This is a genomic window from Lactobacillus colini (genome assembly GCF_017874575.1).
Lineage (GTDB): Bacteria > Bacillota > Bacilli > Lactobacillales > Lactobacillaceae > Lactobacillus > Lactobacillus colini.
Genome location: NZ_JAGGLU010000016.1, coordinates 1 through 19,672, shown reverse-complemented (window position 1 = coordinate 19,672; position 19,672 = coordinate 1). Strand labels below are relative to the sequence as shown.

19 protein-coding genes are annotated in these 19,672 nt (G+C 37.1%); 3 read left to right on the top strand and 16 right to left on the bottom strand.

Going from position 1 to position 19,672, the window contains the following annotated elements; all coding sequences use genetic code 11:
* The first annotated feature begins 77 nt into the window (after positions 1-77).
* A complete protein-coding gene (locus J2Z60_RS10055; protein WP_209687572.1) occupies positions 78-830 on the top strand; it encodes an MIP/aquaporin family protein in 753 nt (250 codons plus the stop codon).
* A gap of 129 nt (positions 831-959) precedes the next feature.
* On the opposite strand, the gene J2Z60_RS10050 is transcribed toward J2Z60_RS10055, so the two are convergent.
* From J2Z60_RS10050 to J2Z60_RS10015, 8 genes are all read right to left on the bottom strand, one after another.
* Entirely contained in the window at positions 960-1,175 is a 216-nt protein-coding gene (locus tag J2Z60_RS10050; RefSeq protein WP_209687571.1) for a P8 family protein, read from the bottom strand.
* 69 nt (positions 1,176-1,244) lie between these two features.
* On the bottom strand, positions 1,245-1,778 hold the full coding sequence (locus J2Z60_RS10045; RefSeq protein ID WP_209687570.1) for an RNA polymerase sigma factor: 534 nt from the start codon (positions 1,776-1,778) through the stop codon (positions 1,245-1,247).
* Between the two features lie 144 nt (positions 1,779-1,922).
* Positions 1,923-2,678: a 23S rRNA (guanosine(2251)-2'-O)-methyltransferase RlmB gene (gene rlmB, locus J2Z60_RS10040; protein ID WP_209687569.1), complete on the bottom strand. Its 756-nt coding sequence runs from the start codon at positions 2,676-2,678 to the stop codon at positions 1,923-1,925.
* On the bottom strand, positions 2,665-3,105 hold the full coding sequence (locus tag J2Z60_RS10035) for a Mini-ribonuclease 3 (RefSeq protein ID WP_209687568.1): 441 nt from the start codon (positions 3,103-3,105) through the stop codon (positions 2,665-2,667). Before J2Z60_RS10035 ends, rlmB begins: the two co-directional genes overlap by 14 nt.
* On the bottom strand, positions 3,098-4,507 hold the full coding sequence (gene cysS / locus J2Z60_RS10030; RefSeq protein ID WP_209687567.1) for a cysteine--tRNA ligase: 1,410 nt from the start codon (positions 4,505-4,507) through the stop codon (positions 3,098-3,100). The genes J2Z60_RS10035 and cysS overlap by 8 nt, the downstream gene beginning before the upstream one ends.
* Positions 4,508-4,603: 96 nt before the next feature.
* On the bottom strand, positions 4,604-6,103 hold the full coding sequence (gltX, locus tag J2Z60_RS10025) for a glutamate--tRNA ligase (protein WP_209687566.1): 1,500 nt from the start codon (positions 6,101-6,103) through the stop codon (positions 4,604-4,606).
* A gap of 83 nt (positions 6,104-6,186) precedes the next feature.
* Positions 6,187-7,566 carry a DNA repair protein RadA gene (radA, locus tag J2Z60_RS10020; RefSeq protein ID WP_209687565.1) on the bottom strand — a complete coding sequence of 460 codons (1,380 nt, stop codon included), beginning with the start codon at positions 7,564-7,566 and terminating at the stop codon, positions 6,187-6,189.
* The gene (locus tag J2Z60_RS10015) at positions 7,547-8,116 is read right to left on the bottom strand and encodes a dCTP deaminase/dUTPase family protein (RefSeq protein WP_209687564.1); all 570 of its coding nucleotides are present in this window, start codon (positions 8,114-8,116) and stop codon (positions 7,547-7,549) included. Before J2Z60_RS10015 ends, radA begins: the two co-directional genes overlap by 20 nt.
* A gap of 165 nt (positions 8,117-8,281) precedes the next feature.
* On the opposite strand from J2Z60_RS10015, the gene pepC reads away from it, so the two are divergent.
* Positions 8,282-9,631, top strand: a complete 1,350-nt coding sequence (gene pepC / locus J2Z60_RS10010) for an aminopeptidase C (RefSeq protein WP_209687563.1) — start codon at positions 8,282-8,284, stop codon at positions 9,629-9,631.
* Between the two features lie 47 nt (positions 9,632-9,678).
* Here pepC and J2Z60_RS10005 read toward each other — a convergent pair whose 3' ends face one another.
* From J2Z60_RS10005 to J2Z60_RS09980, 6 genes are all read right to left on the bottom strand, one after another.
* A complete protein-coding gene (locus tag J2Z60_RS10005) occupies positions 9,679-10,626 on the bottom strand; it encodes an AAA family ATPase (protein WP_342590255.1) in 948 nt (315 codons plus the stop codon).
* A gap of 77 nt (positions 10,627-10,703) precedes the next feature.
* Complete coding sequence (locus tag J2Z60_RS10000) at positions 10,704-11,381, bottom strand: 2,3-bisphosphoglycerate-dependent phosphoglycerate mutase (RefSeq protein WP_209687561.1); 678 nt, start codon at positions 11,379-11,381, stop codon at positions 10,704-10,706.
* Positions 11,382-11,399: 18 nt separating this feature from the next.
* The gene (locus J2Z60_RS09995; protein WP_209687560.1) at positions 11,400-11,630 is read right to left on the bottom strand and encodes a hypothetical protein; all 231 of its coding nucleotides are present in this window, start codon (positions 11,628-11,630) and stop codon (positions 11,400-11,402) included.
* A 2-nt stretch (positions 11,631-11,632) separates the two neighbouring features.
* Positions 11,633-11,899 (bottom strand): hypothetical protein, encoded by a 267-nt coding sequence (locus J2Z60_RS09990; protein ID WP_209687559.1) that lies wholly within the window; start codon positions 11,897-11,899, stop codon positions 11,633-11,635.
* A gap of 74 nt (positions 11,900-11,973) precedes the next feature.
* On the bottom strand, positions 11,974-12,861 hold the full coding sequence (locus tag J2Z60_RS09985; protein WP_209687558.1) for a cation diffusion facilitator family transporter: 888 nt from the start codon (positions 12,859-12,861) through the stop codon (positions 11,974-11,976).
* Between the two features lie 60 nt (positions 12,862-12,921).
* Positions 12,922-13,611 carry a histidine phosphatase family protein gene (locus J2Z60_RS09980; protein WP_209687557.1) on the bottom strand — a complete coding sequence of 230 codons (690 nt, stop codon included), beginning with the start codon at positions 13,609-13,611 and terminating at the stop codon, positions 12,922-12,924.
* 222 nt (positions 13,612-13,833) lie between these two features.
* Here J2Z60_RS09980 and J2Z60_RS09975 point away from each other — a divergent pair, with 222 nt between their 5' ends.
* Positions 13,834-14,418 (top strand): DJ-1 family glyoxalase III, encoded by a 585-nt coding sequence (locus tag J2Z60_RS09975; protein WP_209687556.1) that lies wholly within the window; start codon positions 13,834-13,836, stop codon positions 14,416-14,418.
* Positions 14,419-14,476: 58 nt separating this feature from the next.
* Here the strand turns inward: J2Z60_RS09975 and J2Z60_RS09970 are convergent, their stop codons facing one another.
* Positions 14,477-15,340 carry a Rossmann-fold NAD(P)-binding domain-containing protein gene (locus J2Z60_RS09970; RefSeq protein WP_209687555.1) on the bottom strand — a complete coding sequence of 288 codons (864 nt, stop codon included), beginning with the start codon at positions 15,338-15,340 and terminating at the stop codon, positions 14,477-14,479.
* Between the two features lie 126 nt (positions 15,341-15,466).
* A complete protein-coding gene (locus J2Z60_RS09965) occupies positions 15,467-19,075 on the bottom strand; it encodes an ATP-binding cassette domain-containing protein (RefSeq protein ID WP_209687554.1) in 3,609 nt (1,202 codons plus the stop codon).
* Positions 19,076-19,672 lie beyond the last annotated feature (597 nt).

Sequence of the window (19,672 nt, the reverse complement as noted above, 5' to 3'; positions counted from 1 at the left end):
CACAATGTGCCGTATTTCCGCTATAATTTTCATTTGTATCATATTTTTCGATTATTTTTTCAGGGGGAAAAAGTAAAATGGAACATACTTGGATGATGAAGTACTTTGCTGAATTCATCGGAACAGCAATTTTAGTACTTCTAGGTAACGGCGCGGTAGCCAACGCAATGTTAAAGGGTACTGCTGGTAATAATCCAGACGATAAGTCAAATGGTGGCTGGTTATTGATCGCTTGGGGTTTTGGTTTTGGTGTTATGATTCCGGCATTTATGTTTGGTTCAATTTCAGGTAACCACTTAAACCCAGCTGTAACTTTAGCACAAGCATTCGTTGGTGCATTTCCTTGGACACAAGTTGCACCTTACCTAATCGCTCAAATGCTTGGCGCTATGGTAGGACAATTATTAGTGGTAGTTCTTTACTATCCATACATTAAGCAAACTGATGACGCTAATACAATCTTTGGAAGCTTCTCAACTTCTGATTATGCTAATAGCAAGCTTAACGGCTTTATTACTGAGTTTATTGACACTGCTGTTTTGCTCTTTTGTGCATTGGGACTATACCGTGGCATGTTCTACCACCAATCAATTGACATTGCTAACATCGGAGTAGGATTTTTGATTACCGCTCTAGTTATGTCCGGTGGTGGTCCAGCTGGTCCAGCTCTTAACCCAGCTCGTGACCTAGGTCCTCGCTTGATCTACACATTCTTACCATTACCACATAAAGGCTCCTCTCATTGGGAATACGGCTGGATTCCAGTAATCGCTCCTATCCTAGGAGGAATCTGTGGTGCCACACTTTACAAGGTAATTTTCGGACTTTAATATATTTGACTAACTGCTGAGATTATTCTCGGCAGTTTTTTATATGCAAATAAAAAAAGACAGCCATTGCAGGCTGTCTATGGTGGTCAAACTAGTGCGTGACCACTGGTCGTAGAATTTTAGGAATTGTTATTTCTTAAGATTTTCGTTTACGAAGGCTTCGATTTTATCGTCAGAGTCTTTCAAAAATGGAAGCATTGCTTCCTCCGTCTTCATGGTGTTGTGACCATTACTCTCCATGAAGTAGTCCCAAAGGGCATCTCTTACTGGAAGCTTAGAATCGCTCCAGTCAAATACTTCATTCATATGACGGTCTAACAATTCTGTCTTAATAATCTCTGCCATCTTAAAATACCTCCTAAATAACTTCTACAACTATTATTATAGTCTTTTTTGTAAGTAATGCGTAATTTTTTAAGATACTAAATCCAAAAACTTTCGCCTACACCGATGCTTAGCTTGTTGAAGTTGCTTTCTGGTAAATCCTGCTTGGATACTATATGACTTAAAGTTACTGATACAATCTATAAAAGTTGCAATTTCAACATGTGAAAGCGAATTCAAATATTCATCTAAAATTGCTTGATTAATGCTCATTGGCATAATAAATTCCTCGTCAACTGAACCTGAACTTAGTAACTTTTCATAAGATACTGACCGACGGTATGGCTCCCTCAGCTTAGCTAATTCATGACGCAATAATGTGCAGGCATGATTAGTCAAATACGACTTTAAAAATGCTCCAAATTTACCCTTCTTAACATCAAAGGAGCAACACGCCTGATAGCAGATTAACAACGCATCTTGTCGCCAATCTTCTTCGTCATATCCCCTTATGTAATATCTGTTCTTAACATTATAAATAACTCCAGCATAGCGTCTGGCTAATTCTAGCAAGGCATCACTATCTCCTTGCTTAACTAGTTGAATTAATTCCAAGTTATCCATTCCTATCCCCCCTTGAGTTGATCAATATTACTTTAGAGGACAGGTATTGGATATTAAGCCGAACTCTTGTTTAAGCGTTCATTTAATTAAAAGTGCTCCAAAAAATGACGCCTATACATAAATAGGTGCCACTTTTAAGATATGCTAAGCTAAAGGATGTCTACTATTAAACATTTGATAGAGCATTGCACCGGTTGCAACACTGGCATTTAGAGATTGAACATGGCCAATCATTGGGATAGTAAGAGTTTGATCCATTTGCTTTAAAAGAAGTGGCGATATTCCCTTACCTTCATTACCAATTACTAAGACAGTCTTGCCCTTAGCATCCCATCTACGATAGTCAATTCCCCGCATTGCTGTACCAAAGAACCAGTAACCGCGCTTTTTTAAAATTTGGGTCGTTTGGACTAAGTTATTGACCCGGGCTACAGGTACATGGTCAATTGCACCGGTTGAAGTCTTAGCTACTACAGAGGTCAGACCACTAGCCCGTCTTTTAGGAATAATCACAGCATCAACCCCGGTCGCATCACATGTTCTCAAGATTGATCCAAGATTGTGGGGATCCTCAATCGAATCTAGCATTAACAAAAATGGCTCCCTATCTTCATTTTCAAACTTATCTAGCAACTCTTCTAAATCCGCATATTCAAATGAAGCCACGGCTAGTACCAAGCCCTGGTGGTTAGCTTGATTAGTTAACTGGTCTAACTTATTTTTGGGTGCATTTTGAACAATGAGGTGCTTTTTGCGTGCTAATTGATAAACTTGATTAGCAAAGTCCTCTTGAACACCCCTTTGCAAAAAGATCTTATTAATCTTATCGGCATCTTGTGTCTTTAAAAAATCAATCCCAGCATGTCTACCAAAGACAAAATCATCATTACTTGAACTCATGCTCTTCATCCCCATGTTCTACTTGGTCTATACACCACTTACAAATTTCTACTACTCGATCATGCTTACCTAGTAAATCTAAGTATCCAATTACCGCCTCAAAGCCGGTTGACAGACGATAAGTCGCTAAGGAAGTATTTTTAGCATGAGTATGACTTTTGGCATTGCGGCCCCGGTGAAAGATATCTAGCTCGTCATCACTCAACATCCCTTCGGCTTCCATCTTAGTAATCAAACCAGCTTGAGCCTTAGCTGATACATAATGAGTAGCATTACGCTGCAATAACTGCGGCTTAACAATTCCGCCCTTAACTAAGTGGCGCCTGATATAAGATTCATACACCCCATCACCTAAATAAGCCAAAGTTAAAGCTCCCATCGTATAAGGATTACGATCTTGTTCAATTAATACTCTAGGCTTAAGCACGGTGCCACCTCGTTCCTTGAGCAGTATCTTCTAATATAATCCCCATTGCCTTCAATTCATCACGCAAACGATCACTAGTTGCCCAATCCTTATCTTTACGAGCTTGGTTACGCTGGTCAACCATTTGGTTTATCTGGTCATCATCGCTGTTGACCTTAGTTTGAAAGCTAACGCCAAAGATCAACAGCCACTGCTTAAATGTAGCTACAAATTCATTTAAAGATTCCTTGTCAACTTGAGCTTGACTAAGGTGTGAATTAACTTTAGAAACCAAATCATACATTACACTCAAAGCGTTTTGTACGTTAAAGTCGTCATCCATTGCCCTAGTAAATTCTTCTTTAGCAGCTAGCAAGGCACTTCTTAAATCTTCATCAACAATGCTAGTCTTATCATTTAAGCGGCTTTGACTATTACGTAGGACATTTTTATAACGTTCAAGAACAGTTGCAGCCTGCTTTAAACCATCTTCAGAATAGTTAATTGGGCGACGATATTGAACACTTGACATGTAAAAACGTAAGACTTGCGGGTCAACTTTTTGCAAGATATCATGCACAGTCACAAAGTTATGTAGTGACTTAGACATTTTTTCTTGTTTTTTACCAACAGTAACGAAGCCATTATGAAGCCAATACTTAACGAATTTTTGACCTGTCTTTGCCTCACTTTGGGCAATTTCATTTTCATGATGGGGAAATTCTAAATCTTGACCACCGCCATGGATATCAATACTATCACCTAAGTACTTAGTACTCATGACTGAACATTCAATATGCCAACCTGGTCGTCCCATCCCCCAAGGTGATTGCCAGGCAATTTCGTCTGGTTCTTTTTGAGACTTCCATAAGGCGAAGTCAATCGGATCTTCCTTCTTGTCTTGTTCAGCGGCATTAATATGCTCTGAGGCACCTTCTTCAAGTTGAGCAATATTTTGGTCACTTAATTGACCATAATTAGCAAACTTCTTAGCCCGATAATAAACATCCCCATCAACTTCATAAGCATATCCCTTATCAATTAGATCCTCTACAAAGGCAATAATGTCCTTAATTTCATGAGTAGCTCTGGGATGCAAATTAGCAGGTTCAATATTTAGGGCACTAGTATCTTCTAAGTAGGCATCAATATATCTTTGTGCCAGTTCTGGTACGGTAATATTCTCCTTCTTAGCTTCATTGATCATCTTGTCGTCAACATCAGTAAAGTTAGAAACATAATTTACATCATAACCACGATATTCTAGATAACGTCTAATAGTATCAAAGGCAATCACACTTCTGGCATTACCAATGTGGATATAGTTATAAACCGTTGGCCCACAGACATACATACTGACTTTTCCGGCTATTAATGGTTTAAATTCTTCTTTCTTGCGTGTTAAAGTGTTGAAAACTTTCACGGTTTACACTATCCTTTCTCAAAATCTATTCTCATTTTACCAGAAAGAAAAAGAAGCTGCGTTTTTTTACAGCTTCTTTATCTTCATTATTTTTGATTAAAGACCATTTTCTTGCATTTGCTTCAAGGTTAAGTCTAAGTGCTTTACTACTCGTTCCTTACCTAAAAGTTCCATTGCTTCACCAATACCAGGTCCAACCATTGAACGTGTACCAGCAATCCGAATTGGCATAAATAGCTTTCTACCTTTAACTCCAGTAGCCTTACGAGTAGCTTGGATAGCATTCATAATTTGAACTGAAGTAAAGCGAGGAATTAGGTCTAATTGTTTCTTGAACTCTTCAATTACACCGCGACCTTCGTCCTTTTTAATTTCTTCAATTTCTTCAGCAGTTAAGTCCTTAGGATCTTCAAAGAAAATCTTAGTCATATCAACGATTTGTTGAGTATAAGACATTTGAACAGAATAGATGTTAACTAATTGGCGAATCCATTCCATCTTACCCGGTGTGATTTCCTTTTCTACTAGGCCAGCTTCTTGCAAGTTATTCAAAGCTAAGTCTAACAAGGTATCGCGGTCAGCCTTCTTAACGTATTGATTGTTGATCCATTCAAGCTTCTTCTGGTCGAATGCTGCTGGTGACTTAGATAGGCGGTCAGGATCAAATTGTTTAATTAATTCACGTTGTGAAAAGAGCTCGTTTTCACCAACTGGTGACCAGCCAAGTAAGGTAATGAAGTTAAACATTGCATCTGGCAAGTAGCCAAGATCACGGTACTGTTCAATAAATTGCAATACTGATTCATCACGCTTAGAAAGCTTCTTACCAGTTTCAGAATTAATAATCAAAGTCATATGACCAAACTTAGGTGGCTCCCAGCCCAAAGCTTCATAAACAACTAATTGCTTAGGAGTATTGGCTACGTGGTCATCACCGCGCAAAACGTGAGTAATTTCCATTAAGTGGTCGTCGACTACAACTGCAAAGTTGTAAGTTGGCATCCCGTCACGCTTTTGGATAACAAAGTCTCCGCCAATAGTATCAGATTCGAATGATACCTTACCCTTAACAATATCATCCCAAGCATAGGTTCTATTTTCTGGAATATGAATTCTTACGACTGGCTTCAAGCCCTTAGCTTCTGCAGCTGCTTGAGCTTGCTTAATTTCATCAGCAGTCATGCCTTCATATTCATAAGTGTAGTGAGGAGCAATACCCATTGCACGTTGTTCTTCACGTTGGGCTTCAAGTTCTTCTTCAGTCTTATAAGAGTAGTAAGCCTTACCTTCATCAATTAATTGTTGAATATACTTGTTGTAAATATCTTTTCGTTCTGATTGACGATATGGTCCGTATTTACCGCCCTTGTCAGGACCTTCATCCCAGTCGATTCCTAACCAGTGAAGGTTCTCCATCTGAGATTGGGAGCCACCTTTAACATTACGTTTTTGGTCGGTATCTTCAATACGCAGAACAAATGTACCCTTGTTGTGACGTGCAAATAAGTAATTAAATAATGCAGTACGTGCATTACCAATGTGCAAGTGACCAGTTGGACTTGGAGCATAACGCACACGGATTTTTTGTTTAGCCAAAATAAAGCGCCTCTTTCATTCAATTATGTTTAAAATGCATCTCTTTAAGTTTAACTTTTCTAGTAAAAAAGTTCAATCATTCATTAACCAAATACTAACTTTAATGCCTGAGGCAGACTAGCTACCCCAACTACTTCAATATCGCTGCGAGATTTCAAGCTTTTAGACATATTATGTCTAGGAATAAAAATACGCTTAAAGCCAACCTTAGCAGCTTCATTAACCCGAGCTTCAATGCGGTTAACTCGTCTTACTTCCCCAGTTAAACCTAATTCACCAACAAAGCAATCAGTTGAAGGAATCTCTTCATTTTTGTAACTAGATGCAACAGCCATAGTAATTGCTAGGTCAATAGCTGGTTCGTTAAGTTTTATACCACCTGTCGCTGTTAAAAATGCGTCTTGGTTTTGAAGCATTAAGTTGCCACGCTTCTCTAAGACAGCCAGCAACAAGGCTACTCGATTGAAATCCAATCCTGAAGTTGTCCTCTTAGCATAACCGAAGGCAGTTGGCGTTACTAGTGCTTGAATATCTGCCATCAGCGGACGTGTTCCTTCTAGTGAAACCACAATCGCAGAACCGGTAGAGTTAGGTAACCTCTCGTCTAAAAAGATCGCCGAAGGGTTAGTAACCTCACTAAGACCCTCATTCTTCATCTCGAACATGCCAATTTCATTAGCAGCACCAAACCGATTCTTAACTGAGCGCAAGATCCGATAAGCATGGTGCCCATCCCCTTCAAAGTACAGCACCGTGTCAACCATATGTTCTAATATCTTGGGTCCAGCAATTGAGCCTTCCTTAGTTACATGACCAACCACGAAGACAGTAATTTGATCATTCTTAGCAATCTTCATTAATTCACTAGTAACCTCCCGCACTTGGGATGCAGATCCTACCATCGAATCTAGACTGGGTTCATTCATTGTTTGAATTGAATCAATTACTAAAAAATCTGGCTTCAGGTCGTCTATTTGCTGGCGAATATTTTCCATATTAGTTTCTGGATATAGTAAGATTCCGCTGTCACTAGCTCCTAGTCGATCAGCCCGCATCTTGATCTGACTAGCAGACTCTTCACCAGAAACATACAAGACTTCATGGTCTTTGGCAATAGTACCCATTATCTGAAGCATCAAAGTTGACTTACCAATACCTGGATCACCACCAATTAAGACGAGTGATCCAGGAACAATACCGCCACCTAAGACACGGTTTAACTCTTCATAGGGCGTTACAATCCGCTCTTCTTTTTTAGCTTTTACTTCATTGAGCTTGATCGGCTCGTTGCTACCGATATTAGTCATTAAGCGGCTAGCAGTAGCCTTAGAAGAGGTCTTTTTAACAGTTGTTGTTTGCTTTTCTAATTGGTTCCAAGCACCACAATTAGGACATCTTCCTAAATACGATGCAGACACATAACCACAATTACGACACTTATAATTAGTCTTTGTCTTTGCCATTTAATTCATCCTTTACACCCGAGGATCCAAATCCGCCAGTACGTTTTTGAGGAACTGGATTATCATTATCCGCTCTTAAATATGGTATAAAAATACCCTGACCTATTCTCTCGCCTTTTTTTATCTTTAGAGGGCGAACGCCATAATTAATCAGCTGAAAATAAATCTCTCCCTCATTGTTCTGATTATTGTAATAGTCACTATCTATTACTCCAATCCCATTGGGCAGAGTCACATTACGCTTATAGGTATTTGAGGAGCGATTGGCTAAAATCAAAACCTCGTCTTCAGGCATATAACATTTAATTCCCGTTGGCACTAAAAAAGGCTTTAAAATTTGTTCTGCTACACGATAATCATGTTCATTAAGTTCGTGAAAGTTCCTAATCAAGCGAAAAATTCTCACAAAATTAAACCGCCAAATAGATGGAATTACCACATCTTCAGCCGCCTCAAAGTCATAACCCGCACTAGCTGGGGTTTGTCTTTGGGGTAAGTGTAAGTTAGAGTCCTGATATTTAGAAACAATTTCAAATCCACGTTTACGCATTTTAAATTCCTATCTGTTCTAATTCAAATAATTTGTCCTGTCTTTTATTCTATCTTATTTTCATTCATGCCAAAACTTACTTTTTCAAACAAGATTATTAGACGCTTGATTATTAATAGTATAAAATAGTTCTAATCTATTATTTTTAAGGAGGATTTTTTGTAAATGACTAAGGAAATCACCAGTGAAGCTATTAGTAGCTTTGAAGAAGATTTTAATTCTAACCGCGCTAACAAGATCGCTGCCCGTGCTGTTCAAGAAAACGGCATCTACAAGGCAAGTCAAAACTTACAAACTAAAATTGACCTGACCCCTACCTTTTCAATCGAAATTGATACTGGTAAAGTAGCCAACCAAAAGCAATCCGGCCGCTGCTGGATGTTTAGTGCTCTAAATACCATGCGCCACTCAATTCAAAAAGATTTCAAGATTAAAGATTTCGAACTATCTCAAAACTATACTAACTTCTGGGATAAATTTGAAAAGTCTAACTGGTTCTTTGAAAATGTAATTGCCAGTGCTGACAAGGACTTGGGTGACCGTAAGGTTTCATTCTTATTTACCACTCCTCAACAAGATGGTGGTCAATGGGACATGCTCTGCGGCATTATTGAAAAATACGGCATCGTACCTAAGAGTGCCTACCCAGAAACTGCTAATGCCACTAATTCCAGAGCTTTAAATGATACTCTAAATACCTTACTTCGCAAAGATGGTCTTGAATTACGCCGCTTAGTTCAAGCAGGTAAGAGTGAAGATGAGGTTCAAACCCGTAAAAATGAAATGCTTAAGGAAGTATTCCGTATCCTAGCTATCTCTCTTGGTCTTCCACCTAAGAAGTTCGACTTCGAATACCGCGATGATGATAAGAATTATCACAGAGACAGTGACTTGACCCCACAAGACTTCTTTAAGAAATACGTTGGCTGGGACTTAAGCCAATATGTTTCAACAATTAATGCTCCAACTGATGATAAGCCATTCCACAAGGTATTCTCAGTTGAATACTTAGGAAATATTGAAGGTGGACGTCAAGTACGTCACTTGAACTTACCAATTGATGAAATGAAGGACTTAATTATTAAACAATTGAAGTCAGGTGAAGTTGTATGGTTTGGTTCTAATGTGGTTAAGGATTCTGAACGTCAAGCTGGCTTGCTTGATACTGAACTTTACAAGCGTGATGAATTATTTGATGTTGATTTCAACATGTCTAAAGCCGATGCCCTTAATTCTGGTGAAAGCTTGATGGACCATGCAATGGTTATCACTGGGGTTGACTTAGTTGATGGTAAGCCAACTAAGTGGAAGATTGAGAACTCATGGGGCAACAAGCCTGGCTTTGATGGTTACTTCGTAATGAGTGATTCATGGTTTGACAAGTTTGTCTACCAAGCTGTTATTAATAAGCAGAATATGCCTGAAGATTTGAAGCAAGCCTTTGAGCAAGGCTCTAAGGATCCAATTCAATTACTGCCATGGGACCCAATGGGAGCTTTAGCTAATAACTTTTAATTAATCCCTATAAAAAACGCTACGTAAAATTTTACGTAGCGTTTTTTCTACCAGATATGAAGTAATCTGGTAGGATCTATTTTACTTAAGTTAAATTGGTGGACGTGAGGCTTTTCATTTTCGGGGAATTCTTTTACAAAGTCAGCCACATTATAAAGCCCAGTTGAATAAGTCCACACTCCCTTAACCTTCCTAATCGGATCAAGCATCTCATTCCTAATTGGATAAGCAGAAATTAGAAAATGCTTATGATGAAATTTAAAGACAAAGTATGGCAACTTGAACTGCTTAATTGCTTCTTCAGGCGTCTTAGCAAGTGTAATAACATTGTGATAACTACCATACTTCTTAGTAAATTCATCATTAAATGAAAAGTAAAAATTAGAAATATGAACATGAGGAAAATCTTCAGCTGTAACTCTATCAGGTACACAGATAACATGAGAATAACGATCTAGGTTCTTCTCTTTCTGACTTAGTGCTCGATCCATCCCTGTCGGCAAAATAGAATAAGCCCAGTCAGGAACTTCGGGATTAGCTTCATACTTGTCATACATCATCTTGATTACAGCAGGCTTAACCCAGTCATAGTTGATCCTAATTCTATTACGCCTTAGTAAGCCGTCTAAGGTGTTATTCTGCATTAGGTCAACTACAAACAACTCATAACGGTACTTATCAACCCAAGGCTTGAAGTGTTCAATCGCTTCAGGAGTTATATGTGTACCGTCAACAATTACTGTTTCACCATATGACATCTTATGTTCAACTAGATGATCGACCATTTTCTCAGTATCCTCAGTGACATAGCGAGGTACTACTTGGTGGAGCTGGTCAGTTTTTTTCTCGTAATAGACAGTTAGATCCGCTAGCAACAAGCGAACCGCATCGCGAGAAATAGCGTAAGGCTGTAGATGGTGACGAGCAATAAAGGAAGACTTACCCGATCCTGGGGCCCCTCTTAATAGAAATATTTTACGCATCTTTTTCTCCAAACTAAATTTCAAGTCATATACACGTAAAAAATTCTACCATAAAATTTACGGTTTCACGAACTTTCACACGGGCAAAACTATTTTAAAATTTGTTTTTTAATGATTTTTAAGTTTTTATCAAAACTATAAACGATTGGCTGAGCATTTGGTACCTCAACTTTAACAATATCTTGGTTATTAATATGCTCAAGTTTTTTTATTAATGCACGTAAGCTTGATCCATGGGCAACAATTAGTTGATCTTGTCCAGCAGCAAGCTTAGGTGCAACATTATCCCAATAATAAGGCATTAGGCGTTGCTGAGTCTGATGCAAGCTCTCTCCTTGGGGCATCAGGCCCATGTCATAAGCTTGGTATCTCCTATCTTGAACCGGCTGAGCTAACTTAGGTGGCACACTATCGAAGCTGCGTCGCCATTCTAGGACTTGCTCTTTTCCAAATACTTTGCGCGAAACATCCTTATTGATCCCCCGCAAAGCCCCGTAGTGCCGCTCATTAAGTCGCCAAGTTTTAGTAATTGGTAAATATAAGAAGTGACATACTTCAGCAACAATATTAGCCGTGATGATTGCCCGCGATAAGACAGAAGTATGAATATGGGTTGGCATAAAATCAGCAATTTTTTGCACTTTTAAGCCAGCTTGCTTAGCTTGCTCGACTCCCTTCGCACTTAGGGGAACGTCATTCCAACCAGTATATACATTATCTGCATTTGCAGTACTCTCACCATGTCTAATTAAAACTAACTTGACCAAAACAACTACCACCTATGACTAATGCCAAATCAATAATATAATTCCTGAAATTGTAAAAATAATTCCTAAAGCCAAAAAATAAGCTTCACCACTAGTAGGATAGTTACGCTTTTCAGCACTAGAAGCATGACTTAAGTCATGCTGCTTTTGAGCAATGAATTTTTTATTACGTCTTCTTTGAAAGGCCGTATAAATGTCCCACAATCCTACAACTAAAATAATTAAGCTAATTACCCAATTAATCTGCATCTTTAATCATCCCTATGCACACTGCTACCATTCACCCACTGGTCTAGCTTACGAATATTATCTTTAAATGATTGCTTTGACTTGTTCCAGATTTTTTGACCGTGGTTTTTACTCCAAGCAAGAGTTTTTTCTGAGTTTTCATTCACTGCTTGCTTTACTTTCGGTAATTGATTTTGCTTAAAATCATCGGACACTTCCTGGGCTGTTTGAACTAGTTCTGCTGTTTTTTCATTAATTTTTTGCTTTAATTTTTCAGTATCAAATTCCATAATTATGTCCTTTCTAAAAATAAATTAAAAGACCTGCCTTTATTTTACCAAATTAAGTTAGCAGGTCTTATCTATTAGTTATTATTTTTTCCTGAAGCAAGAATCTTCGCATGCATCCCACGAATGCATTCGGCCTGCAAGGTTACATGATTAATTCCTAGGTCTTGCAATTTCTGCTCTATCTTACCATACAAGTCATCTAAATCTTCAGCGTCCATCTTAGCGTCAACATTAATGTGAGCATCGATCATCGTAATTGAATCTGAATATTGCCAGACATGGACGTGGTGGACATTCTTCACTTCTGGAATTGAAAGAATTATACTCTTTACTTGGTCTAAATCAATGCTGGGGTTGGTTTCCATTAAGATATTAGCCGCCTTAATGGTTATCTCATATGCTTCCTTCAGTAAAAACAGCGAAGCCGCAATTGTTAGTAGTGGGTCTAACCAATTAATCTGCCAAATTGAAATAAAAATTGCACCAATAACTACAGCAACACTAGTTAAAGCATCTGACAACATATTAAGAAAAGTCGCCTTAGCATTTAAATTATGTTTAGCCTCATTCATCACAACCAACATCGAAATCAAATTGGCAACTAAGCCAATTATTGATACTACCAGCATCACCCACCCCTTAATGGGTTCAGGATGAGAGAAGCGCTGAATTCCCTCAAACATTAAGTATAAGCTAATTACAATTAAGATTATCCCATTCGTAAAAGCTGCCAATATCTCAGCACGATCATAGCCAAAAGTCTTACTAAAGTTGCGCTTGCGCTTAGAAATTAAATTAGCGATAAAGGCCAAGACAATTGAACCAACATCACTTAAGTTATGAACCGCATCTGACAAGAGCGCTAAAGATCCTGAAACAGCACCCCCGATAAATTCAGCTACAGTGATTACAATGTTCAAGATCGTAATACATAAATAACGAATTGACGACTTATCCTTCATAAAAATCCCCCGATATGTAGTTAATCACTGCCTCTAGTTTAACAGCTTCTAAAATAATTGCTACATATCAAGTAGATCTTGGTTCTTAACATTATAATCGATAATCTCAAACTTCCCATTATCATGTAAGATCCCTCGGCTTACACTACCATTTTCTGGGAAAGGTATATCATGCAAGCCGTCCGATTGCTTCCAGTACTTAATACCTAAAGTCTTAATAAAGTCACCATGAGATACAATCAATACTCGTCCAAGTCCCCTGGCTTCTTCAGTTAATTGTTCAATTGCCCTGGTCATTCTATCATCTAATTCAGCGCTATTCTCTGCTAAGTGGCGGGGGTCGGCCTTCTTGGTGGCTTCTCTAAACCTGTAAATTCCTAAAGTATTGATAATCTCATTGACATCAGTTGAAGGATCCATTCCTCCAGCAAGCGATACCTTCTCCCAAGTCTGGTCGATATCATCGCCTTCAAAAGTACCAAAAAATACTTCTCTAAAAGCTGGAAACTTCTTTATCTTGCCGATATTAGACACCTCATTAGCGTCTGCAATCAAGTGAACTGTATCGATTGCCCGTTTCAGGTCAGAACTATACATCTTATCAAAGTGAACTTGTGATAAATTGTGGGCTGTTACCTTTAGGTCGTCGATTCCCTTCACAGTGAGTGGTGAATCAGCCCAGCCCTGAACTTTATTAAGTTGGTTAAACATTGTTTCACCGTGGCGAACTAAATAAACTTCTGTAGACATAAAAAACCTTCTTTCTAATAAATGTTTCACAAATTTAGTCTGGTATTGATTTAAATATTACCAGAAAAGTCGCTTAATGCAAGTATTTTATTATATGCTACTATATTTTGTGTTTCACAATTTTGCTGATACAACATCTATTTTTTAAGCTTGATTTGGAATTGAAAAATTAATTTGAGTTAGAATATAAGTTAAAGGAATTATTTAAGAAAGGATGATTAGATGACAAGAGTTGCTGTTGTCTTTGCGGATGGATGCGAAGAAGTTGAGGGATTAAGTACTGTTGATGTCTTGCGCCGATTAAATATCGATTGTGATATGGTTGGCTTAGATAAAAAGGTAATCCACGGTGACCACAATATCTTAATTACTTGCGATAAGGTTGTTGATGATAGCCTGCTTGACTATGACCTAGTCGCCTTCCCTGGTGGAAGAATCGGTGCTGAGAATTTGCGCGATAATCAGAAGCTAGCCGAATTAATGGTTAAGCGTCACAATGATGGTAAGTGGGATGCAGCAATGTGTGCTGCCCCAATCGCCTTAAGCCGCTATGGCGTGTTGAAGGATACTAATTATACCTGCTATCCTGGCTTTGAAGATACAATTAAGCAAGAATGCCCTACGGGCAAGTTCAGTACCGCAATTACTGTCACTGATCCTAAGCAAAAAGTAATCACTAGTCGTGGTCCTGCAACAGCCTGGGCATATGCTTATGCAATCGCTCAAGCTCTGGGACATGATACTAGTCAGCTTAAGAAGAACATGCTATACAATTATTTAGCAGATAATATTCAAGATAGCCTTTAAGCGTCAAAAAGAGAAGCAGATAATTCTACTTCTCTTTTTCTTTGCTATTAAGTTCAGTTCAATAATCTAACAATTTGGCTATTTGGTAACCATTACGTAGGTAATGGTTCATTCTTTCAGGTTCACGACCAGTAATCTTATGAAAGTCCCTCGAAGTGGCATCAAGCAAACCTTTGCCACCTGCAGCATAAAGTGAAGTCATAACTGGATTATGGTAAATGCGAGTAAACTCTTCAATAGTCACTGGATCATAGCCGATCTCTGTTTCAGTTGCATGGCTAATTATATAAGCAAGCTCAATCATATTATAATTGTTTTCCATTGATAGTAAGTATGATTGCCCCTTATCACGCAGAGCCTTTTGAACGGCTAAGCAGGCGATAGCATGGGCACTGTCATTTAAAGTAATAAATGATAATGATTGATCACCAACTGGATAAATAATATTCTTGCGCTTAATTAGCTCAGGAATATAATCAACCAAAGGATCGGCATACATGGTATTCTTTACTACTGTATAAGCTACACCTGACCCAGCTAGCCTTCTTTGCGCATATGCATAAAATGGCGACATCAAGAATGGATTATTCGCTTGGTCGGCAAAGAAGCTGACAAAGATAAACTTAGCATGAGCTTTTTCACTAGCGGTGAGGATATTTTCGAATTCTAATATTCTGTTTGATAGATCTAATCCAATTGTTGGGATATAGATTACAAGATCAATTCCTTTAAAGCTAGAACTAATTGAGTGATGGTTAGTATAATCTAATTCCACCTTATCAACTTCTAAATCTCTATATTCATGTTTTTCACTTAGAGAGGGTAAGCCCACTCTAATATTGGCTTCTTCAGTCATTGTTTTAAGCCAATGGGTTACTTTTTGTGCTAGTTTACTATTAGCACCGGTTATCAAATATTTCATAATTTCCTCCAATAAGCATTTCTATTTTACAATAGTTCTATTTGTTTTTATATCTTTTTATTATTTTTTAAGCTCATTGTTAAGAAATTATAAATAATAAATCCCTTGACATTACTAGGAATTTATTTAAGCCATCTTTTTGAAATAATCTTGTTGTGCTTTAAACATTTGATAATATAGACCATCGTTCTGCATCAAAGTATGGTGATTGCCTTGCTCAACTAATTGACCTCCATCAAGCACATAAATCTTGTCACTATAAGTGGTCATGCTCATCCGGTGTGAAATAAACAAGACCATCCGATTATCAGTTACCTGATTAACATAGTTAAACATTTCAGCTTCCTTTATTGGATCTAGAGCAGCAGTTGGTTCATCAAGCACATAAATTGGACTATCACGATATACTGCACGGCTAATTCCAATCGCTTGGGCTTCCCCGCCTGATAGGTTAACGCCATCTTGATCCAATTCGGACGTTAATGGTGTGTCAATTCCTAACTTAAAAGAGCTAATTTTTTGAGCTAGATTTACTTTCTTGAGGCTAGCGATTAGTTTATCGGAGTCTTCTTGTTCTCCCAAACTAATATTGCTTGCGACCGTATCTGCATAAAGGAAAGTGCTTTGCGGCACACTTGAAAAGAGCTTCTGGTATGCAACTAAGTCAAAGTCCTGGATATTAATCCCATTCATCGTAATTTGACCAGATGTTGGATTTATTAACCGAAGTAGCAACTTAACTAAAGTTGTCTTACCTGAGCCGTTTCTACCAACTAGGGCAATTTTACTATTTCCTTTTAAAGTTAGATTGATGTTTTTGAGGGCATAATCTTTCCGATTAGGGTATTGATAACTGACATTGTGAAAGACAATCTCTACATTATTGCTATCAATCTTAGGGACCCTATCACTAGAATTCTTCATAGATCCGTAATTCATGAATTTAAAGTATTGCTTAACTACATTTAAAGAAGCATCACTATTGCCTAAAGCGTTCAAAAAACTACTCAAATCATAAATTAATAACTCAAGCGTCCCTACACTAGTAACAATAAGCCCCACACCAAGTCCTCTATTCAGGATAGTTAAGCCCAGAATAATATAGATTAGACCAATGACGGTATTAATAATAATTGTCGGAAAGCTTCTAACGCTAACAGCCTTCACTTGTAGATCACGATCTTTATCTATCCCAGACAAGACATCGCTTCTTGCTTCCCTAAAAAAGACCTGTCCTGGATCAAATAAACTTAGCAGACGTTTTACCTTGAGGTCTTTGAATGCTTGTTCGAAGTAATAGTTTAGTTTTTGGTTGAATTGAACATTGAAAACAAAGAAGTCATTCATTATCTTACCGAACTTCTTACCACCAAGAAATGATACACCTAAAATAAAGACCAGTAAGATTGCTATTACCAAGAATAAGACCAAATTGCTAATGGCACCATTCTTGGCCGGAGCTACCATAACAGTTACTAATACCCCGCCAGACATAATCAAGGTGGTCATAAAGCTGACTACGCTACTTACTACATTTTCAATATATAATTGAAAGCCACCTACAAACTCTAGCCCTGACTTAACATCATTGTATAGACTTCTAAAACCTGCATCTTCAAAAGTTTCATAATCTACTTCAAACAAATGCTTGGACATACTTGTCTTAGCCCACAGATTTATTAATCGGGTTTGCTTTTCTGTATAGTCATGCAATGCCTTACTTGCTATAGATAGAACAATAGTAATTGCAATAAACCCAGCAGTCACATAAGCTATCCTGTTAATATCTTGTTTAGCATTAAACAAAAGATTAAGCTCTAACCCAATAAATAAAACATTGATAAACTTTAAGACACTAGCCAATATTGAGCTAATAACTTCTAACAAGATTATATGAGGGTATAATTCGTTCATCTTAGGCACTAGGGCTATGAATTCGTGTATCTTCTTAAGCATTAATGTCATCCCTCCTTTATAATACTTAGACTGACTTTCATAAAGGTCACGATACTCTTGTGAAGTTTGAAGAAGTTGTTCGTGCTTACCATAAGCTGAGATCTGACCATTAGCTAGCAGACAGATATTATCAGATAAAGAAATAGAAGCTAGTCTATGAGAAATAAAGATGACTGTCTTTTCATGGATTAGTTTTTCGATTGCAGCATATAGCTCTTTTTCTTTTATTGCATCAAGAGAAGCCGAAGGTTCATCGAGGATATAAGCTCCTGCTCTTCTAAATAACATTCTGGCTAACATTAATGTTTCTGTTTCACCGCCTGATAACTCAACTCCTGAAGGATCAATATGCTTAGTTAAGATAGAGTCGCCAGTTAAGCCCTTCTTCAAGATATTCGATAAACCCACCTTTGCATAAACATCCTGGATTTGGCTTGGAGAACTCGGCTGAAATAAGGTAATATTATTATCAACACTTGTTGCTAGCACAGTATTATCTTGGAACATAGTCGAGAACTTAGACTTTCTTTCAGCAGCGGTGGCAGGCTTACCATTAATTATAATTTTGCCCTTGCTAGGTGATAAATAGCCCATTAATAATAACATTAAGGTCGACTTACCAGCACCATTATGTCCAATTAAGGCTAAGTGCTCTCCCTTATTAATCTTTAAATTGAAATCTTGAATGGTATATTGCTCAGCATTAGGGTACTTAAAATAAACATGGTCGAACTCAATTGTAACCGCCTCATCCAAAGGATGGGAATTCTTATAATTTGAAGTTAAAAGATATTTCCGGCTCTTATCAATATATTCTCTACCAATAGTTAGGTCATCATTAGCAGATAAAAAAAGTCGAGTATGAGTCCAAAGATTATTGACTAATAATTCAAGATTAGTACAAATTGTAAAATAAAAGGTAAATTCTGTAGAACTAATCTTCCCAGTTAAAGCTTGCCAAATAAGAAAACCATAAATTGTAACTATTCTTAATAAGGCAAAAATTTGCAGCAATACTGTATTTAATAATTTTTTCTTTAGGATTCTGCTTTCTAAGTTTTCTATTTGATTAGCACTATCTTCGAGCTTCTTTTTCATCTTGGAACTGTAGTTGTATAAGCGGGTAATCTGACTAGCATCATCAGAAAAGGCAATGCGATTATAATAATCGTATCTTAAATACAAGTCCTTCATGTTTTTATTTAGAGAGTTACGAACAGTTGCGTAGTTCTTCATAGCATAGAAAGCTAAACAAATAGTAACTACAGCAATTACGGGCAAGACCAGAGAAAGCTTAGCTAAAACAATAATAATTACCATTAAACTAGCTAAGGCACTAACAGAAGCAACTAATTCTGGGAAAAATAACGCCACCCCACTATTATCATCAGAGAAGCCATAGTGCATACTGGTTTCACGCATTTCTTTTTGTTGTTCATTTAAGCTTAATTCGTATGGTTCTGATAAGAATGACTGAGCATCTTGGGCTGTAATCACCATTCTCAAATAGATATTTTCCCAAAACATCTTGCGGCTAAGGCGGTCCTTTAACCAATTAAATAAGCCAATAATAAAACATAAAATTAACAATAATCCTAATTGTAAATAAGAAACATAGTTTGAAAAGATAGCGACTACATAAGCAGGAATAGTCGAACTAATTAAGACATTGCTTAAGGTATAGAAGATTATTAGCAGAGGCCAGATTAAGAAGAGTCTCTTCCTCTTACCAGTAAAGCTTAGAAGCAACTGAATATTATTAATTACTTTGTTTAGCATATGCAGCCCCTCCTTATAATAAATAGACTAGAAACTAAATTTATTAGCTTTCGGTTAGTTTTATTAGCAACATGCTGTCCAATAATGCCAACATACTCTCCATTTTTAATATCGAAATTTAACGATTTTTCTACTTTTAGTTCATTATACTTGGGATAAATTAATCACTTCTCTAAGTCTCCTCGAATGCTTTAATGCCTCATATTGTAAGATTTTTTACTTTAATTATTTAATTCATATATTACAATAAATTTTTCTTCTTGCTTAAAATTAAACTATACTTTATTATTTATAATTATACTATTTTAATGTTTTTTTAAATAGTATATCTATATTTTTTATATTTAAAGTAAAAAGCATTTAACCTTAAAATATTTTATACTTTAAGTATTAAATGCCATTCTGTTTAAGACCGTTTTACTTGAATATTGCCATATAGCTATTTATATCTATGATAAAACGATAGTTTAAAAAATAGGTGATTTTTATGGAATTAAAAAATCCTAAATTGCAAATTTAAATTGAACACTTTTTACGATTGAATTCGATAGATTGAATCTAGTTCTTTCTCATAAAGTTCATTTGGGGTGTGGTAGT